Below are 4,564 nucleotides of genomic sequence, written 5' to 3'. Positions count from 1 at the left end.
GGCCAACGGCCGATCCGGATCCGCCACCAGGTTGGCCGCCGCGGTGCGGGGCTCCCAGTCGTCGCCGAGTAGGTCGGGCCCCAGATGTGCCACCACCTCCAGGTCTTGATCGCGCTTCAGTATTTCCAGCACCCCGAGATCGATGCCGGCAGCTCTAGAGTCCTCGGTTTCCAGGATGATCCGCACCTTGTGGGGAGGGACGCGGCGGATCTGGCCGCCGAACACCCAGGCGCCGTCCATCTTCAGATGTGAGTGGATGCTGGCGTCGCCCACCCGGATGAACAGGTGCTTGCCGCGACTGAGCACCTCGTCGATCACCTGTCCGGTGAGATCCACGGTGGCGAACTTCGGCACGCGCACGTCGCATCGCGTCAGCGTCTTGCCGACGAGTGCCGCCCGCAGCTTGTCCGCCGCGCGGAAGACGGTGTCACCTTCTGGCATGGGAAGAACGTTAGCGGGTGCCGATGAACTCCGACGAGAGATCCCACAGCCGTTGGGCATTGGTCGGATCGAGGGCGTACGGGGCGACGCCGCCTTGGCCGGGGCCACCACGCCGATCGACGACCCTGGCCTGATTGCAGTTCTCGAAGTAGCGGCCGCCGACACCCTCGAGCAGCGGAGACGCCGCCAGCAACGTCGACGTCGCGGCGCCCTGCTCGACGGTCTTGAAGTCGGTACCCCCGGCCCGGAACGCCGTCAACGCCTGCTTGGCGTAGTCGGCGGGAAGGTGGCGCTGCAGCGGGGTGGAGATACCGCCGGGCATCAGTGCGTTGGCGACGATGCCCTCGGCCTGCCAGCGCCGGGTGGCCTCCACGGCGAACAGTACGTTCGCGGTCTTCGATTGGCCGTACGCGCCGAAGGGGTCGTAGTCTCGGAAGGCGAAGTCAATGTCGTCGAAAATCACCGGGGAGCGCAGGTGACCGCCCGAGCTGACCGAGACGATGCGGGCTCCTCCCGCCGAGGCGAGCGCGTCGTGCAGGCCGACGGCAAGTGCGAAGTGCCCCAGATGATTTGTGGCGAACTGCATTTCGTGACCACTGGGCGATATCGTCAGTTCCTGGATCGCCATCACTCCGGCGTTGTTGACCAGGATGTGAAGGGGGCCGTCCCAGGCGGCCACGAAGGCGTCAACACTCGCGAGGTCGCTCAGGTCAAGGGCAGCCACCCTGGTTGCACCACCGATGTCGGCGGCCACCCGATCGCCGGCGGCGACGTCGCGGACGGCCAGCGTCACCTCGGCACCGGCGTCGGCAAGGGCGCGGGCGGTCTCGATGCCGATCCCCGACGAAGCACCCGTGACGATCGCGCGCCGGCCCGACAGGTCGATGCCCGCGATCACCTCCGCGGCGGTCGAATCGAATCCGAACGGAGTGGTAATCAGGCGGTTCGTCACGACCCTTCCCAACGCGTCGGGTCCCGACGGTGTTCCCGGCGGATGGAGTCCATGGCGCGGGTGGCCTCGGCGCTGATGCGCGGAACCAGGGCCGATGCGGTATCCAGTTCGGCGATCAGGTCGACGGCCTCGCCTGCCCAGATCGGCACGTAGTCCATGTCCGCCCGGTCCACGCCTGCGCGAAACGAGGCCAATGCCTCAGCGTCGGTGCTCAACTCGCTCTCGCGGTCCTGCCAGGTGTCGGTGAAGGCGTTGCGCAGGGTGCGGGCGGGGTAGACGGGCGGCCAGCCGGCATCGGCGGCGATGTCTGCGACGCGGCCCCGGATGGTGTCCGATGCCGTTGCCGCGGTGATCGCCCTGGCCTCATCGGCGGTGATGAGTGCCTCCGTGGTGGCTTCGAACCGGGTGCCGATCACTGCGCCTGCGGCGCCGAGCATGAATGCCGCGGCTAGCCCGCGGCCATCGGCGATCCCGCCCGCCGCAAGGACCGGGACGTGACCCGCGATGTCGACGACGGCGGGGACGAAGGGCAGCGTCGAGCGCCCTCCGCCGTGACCGCCTGCTTCGGTCCCCTGCGCGACCAGGACGTCGGCGCCGACCTCGAGCCCGCGGCGCGCCTCGGTCAACGTGGTGACTTGAACGATGAGTGGAATGCCGGCGCCGCGAATCGCGTCGGCGAACGGCGCCGGATCACCGAACGACAGCATGATCGCGGCGGGCCGTCGGCTGATCGTCCACTCGATGGTCTCCGGCGTGATGGCCCAGCTCAAAAGACCAATGCCCCAGGGCTTTCCGGTACCGCGCTCGGCGAGCGCGCACTCCCGTTCCAGCCAGTCCCGGTTGCCTCGACCACCACCGATCATGCCTAGTCCGCCGCCCTCGGCGACGCTTGCCGTCAAGCGGCCGCCCGCGACGCCACCCATCGGAGCGAGCACGATCGGGTGATCGATCTCGAACATGTCCGTGAACGCCGACAGCAGGGCCATGCCTGAACTGTAGGCAGCCGCGCTGGGTCAGGCTGCCATTGTGTCCATCGTCTTCGCGGCCTTCTGGTGCCGATGCTGACGTTCGATGACCGCGAAGTAGAAGGCGTAGGCGAACGCGCAACTGGTGAACAGGCTGCTCACGAAGAAGAGCCACGGCCGCCGAATCCCACGGCGATACCCATCGACGACGGTGAAGAGCGGCAGCAGGATGACGTTGATGATCGTGTAGTCCTGGCTGGCCGATGCCGCTGCGGGATTGACGTAGCCCAGCGCGATGAACTGCTGCCAACTGCCCGGGCCCCAGATCGGGTTGCCGCCAGGAACGGCGTACTGGTCGACGAACTGGTGGTTGAAGTAGTAACCGAGGCCAATCGACGCAATGCCGATGGCGTAGTAGACGATCTCCAGCGCGGAAAACGCAGACGCGCCCGCCGGGCGAGCGAAGATCTGCGTGTTGGCGCGGACGATCCAAAGAACGACGAGGGCGCCGAGGATGGCGTGAACGATCAGCGAGACCATGGTCCGAGTATGGAACGGCGCCGCCAGAGTTTTGTCACTTTTGCCATTCTGGCGGCGCAGATCTCCGCTACATCCCGTCGATCGTCACCGTCTGCTCGGCCTGCTGGCCCATCAACGTCGTGAATGCCTCGAGGACCACCTCGCCCGCCTCGTTCATGCAGACGTTCTTGGTCACCACGATGTCGGCGCCGAACCGCTCGTCCACCGAGTGGATTTCCAGCCGGGCCCAGAGCTTGTCGCCCGGGTAGATCGGCTTGTAGTACACGAATCGCTGGTCGACTTGGACGATCCTCATCGTCTCGATGCCGACGTCGACGGCGCGGAAGAAGTCCTGTTGGACCAGGAGGGCGTAGACCGCGGTGAACGTCAGCGGCGCCACGACCGCCGGGTGGCCAAGCTCGGCAGCGGACTTCTCGTCGAAGTTCGCGGCGTCAGTCGATTTGACGGCCTTGGCATAGTCGCGGATCTTCTCGCGGCCGACGATGAAGTAATCCGGATAGTCGTGGACCATGTCGCGGATGTCGGTCTTTAGTGCCATCGAACACCTCCGAAGGAGAGCTTCGAGGTAAGTATGCGACGACGTTCTGGGGCGCGCCGCGGATCAGGATTCAGAGCCCTCACGACTATCCATTCAAGCAAAGAATCGAGAGAGGCTCATCTCGACGAGGTCAGCACCCCTTCCGAGCTGGGTTACTCGCGTCTCGGATTAGCGCAGTCGCAGCCCCCGCGGGGTGCGCGAGAAGCCGCTTCCCGTCAACGCGTCGTGGACGGCGCCGTGCTCCGGGCCCGCACCGGTGTCCAAGACGGGGACGCCGTTGATTCGCTCGACGAGCAGTGACTGAAGGCGGCCCGTACCGACCAGGTCGACCAACGCGGCGCCCGCGGCGGCATGCGCCTCGGCGTCCGACGAGAACGACAGCAGCGAGCGGCCGCCGCGCTCGAGGAACCACGTCAGCTCGCCGTCGACGAGTACGACCAGCGCGCCCGCCTTGCGTCCCGGCCGGTGCCCGGTCTCGTGGTCCCCGGTCCACGGCAATGCGGCGCCGTACGGGTTGGCGGGATCAGCGGCAGCGAGAACGACGGCGTGGTATTCGCGGCGCTGCTGATCGAGGTCGTCGAGGTAGGTCCGCAGTCGATCGACCGTCGATGCGACCGCGAACTGAGCACCACCGAGCGACTCGACGAAGTAGCCGCGCTGACATCGGCCGGCATCTTCCAGAGCCGTGAGGACCTTGTACAACATGGCGAACCCGCCCGCCGCCCCCTCGGATGAGCCCTTGGTGAGTACGCCGTACCGGGCCAGGAGGAGCTCTGCCGTGAAGTGCGCCCGGATCGTCGAATCGGGTTCGGCGTGCGGCAGAGCTGACCAGCGGCCCGCCACGGTCGCGTCGGTGGTGCGGGTCTGAGCGTGCGCCACGCTGTAGCGGCTCAATCGAGGGGGGCGTTGGCGTTGCCGGTGGGTGCCACCCCGCCGGCCCGACCCGGCCAGCAGCGCGCGAACTGGTGCGAACGTGTCACCGGTCACCCGGCCGGCCCAGATCAGTTCCCACAGAGCTTGTTTCACGGTCGATGCCGCGTCGCCGGAGGCCGCAGCGTCGGTCAGTTGCCGGAAGAAGTAGGCGCCCCCGTGCTCCAGGGTCGCCAGGATGTCGCGGTGGGCGTCGGT

The 4,564-nt window shown here is 67.3% G+C and carries 6 protein-coding genes; all 6 read right to left on the bottom strand.

What is annotated here, in order from left to right; genetic code table 11:
* The coding region (locus QOD90_RS31035; RefSeq protein WP_526356365.1) for a DNA-formamidopyrimidine glycosylase family protein at positions 1 to 441 on the bottom strand (441 nt) is incomplete at its 3' end.
* Between the two features lie 10 nt (positions 442 to 451).
* Positions 452 to 1,393 carry an SDR family NAD(P)-dependent oxidoreductase gene (locus tag QOD90_RS31030; RefSeq protein ID WP_526356363.1) on the bottom strand — a complete coding sequence of 314 codons (942 nt, stop codon included), beginning with the start codon at positions 1,391 to 1,393 and terminating at the stop codon, positions 452 to 454.
* Positions 1,390 to 2,379 carry an NAD(P)H-dependent flavin oxidoreductase gene (locus QOD90_RS31025; protein WP_526356361.1) on the bottom strand — a complete coding sequence of 330 codons (990 nt, stop codon included), beginning with the start codon at positions 2,377 to 2,379 and terminating at the stop codon, positions 1,390 to 1,392. The genes QOD90_RS31030 and QOD90_RS31025 overlap by 4 nt, the downstream gene beginning before the upstream one ends.
* A gap of 27 nt (positions 2,380 to 2,406) precedes the next feature.
* On the bottom strand, positions 2,407 to 2,898 hold the full coding sequence (locus tag QOD90_RS31020) for a DUF2834 domain-containing protein (protein WP_526356359.1): 492 nt from the start codon (positions 2,896 to 2,898) through the stop codon (positions 2,407 to 2,409).
* A gap of 67 nt (positions 2,899 to 2,965) precedes the next feature.
* Positions 2,966 to 3,436, bottom strand: a complete 471-nt coding sequence (hadC, locus tag QOD90_RS31015) for a (3R)-hydroxyacyl-ACP dehydratase subunit HadC (protein ID WP_526356357.1) — start codon at positions 3,434 to 3,436, stop codon at positions 2,966 to 2,968.
* Between the two features lie 168 nt (positions 3,437 to 3,604).
* On the bottom strand, positions 3,605 to 4,564 hold a 960-nt coding region (locus QOD90_RS31010), incomplete at its 5' end, for an Lhr family helicase (RefSeq protein WP_526356355.1).

Source organism: Mycobacterium sp. (assembly GCF_032161845.1).
In the GTDB taxonomy this organism is placed as follows: domain Bacteria; phylum Actinomycetota; class Actinomycetes; order Mycobacteriales; family Mycobacteriaceae; genus Mycobacterium.
This window is presented reverse-complemented; position numbering and strand designations above follow the sequence as displayed.

Excerpts from the sequence above, each read along its gene's own strand:
- QOD90_RS31025 (WP_526356361.1), bottom strand. The coding sequence starts at position 2,379 with ATGGCCCTGCTGTCGGCGTTCACGGACATGTTCGAGATCGATCACCCG.
- QOD90_RS31020 (WP_526356359.1), bottom strand. The coding sequence starts at position 2,898 with ATGGTCTCGCTGATCGTTCACGCCATCCTCGGCGCCCTCGTCGTTCTT.
- hadC (WP_526356357.1), bottom strand. The coding sequence starts at position 3,436 with ATGGCACTAAAGACCGACATCCGCGACATGGTCCACGACTATCCGGAT.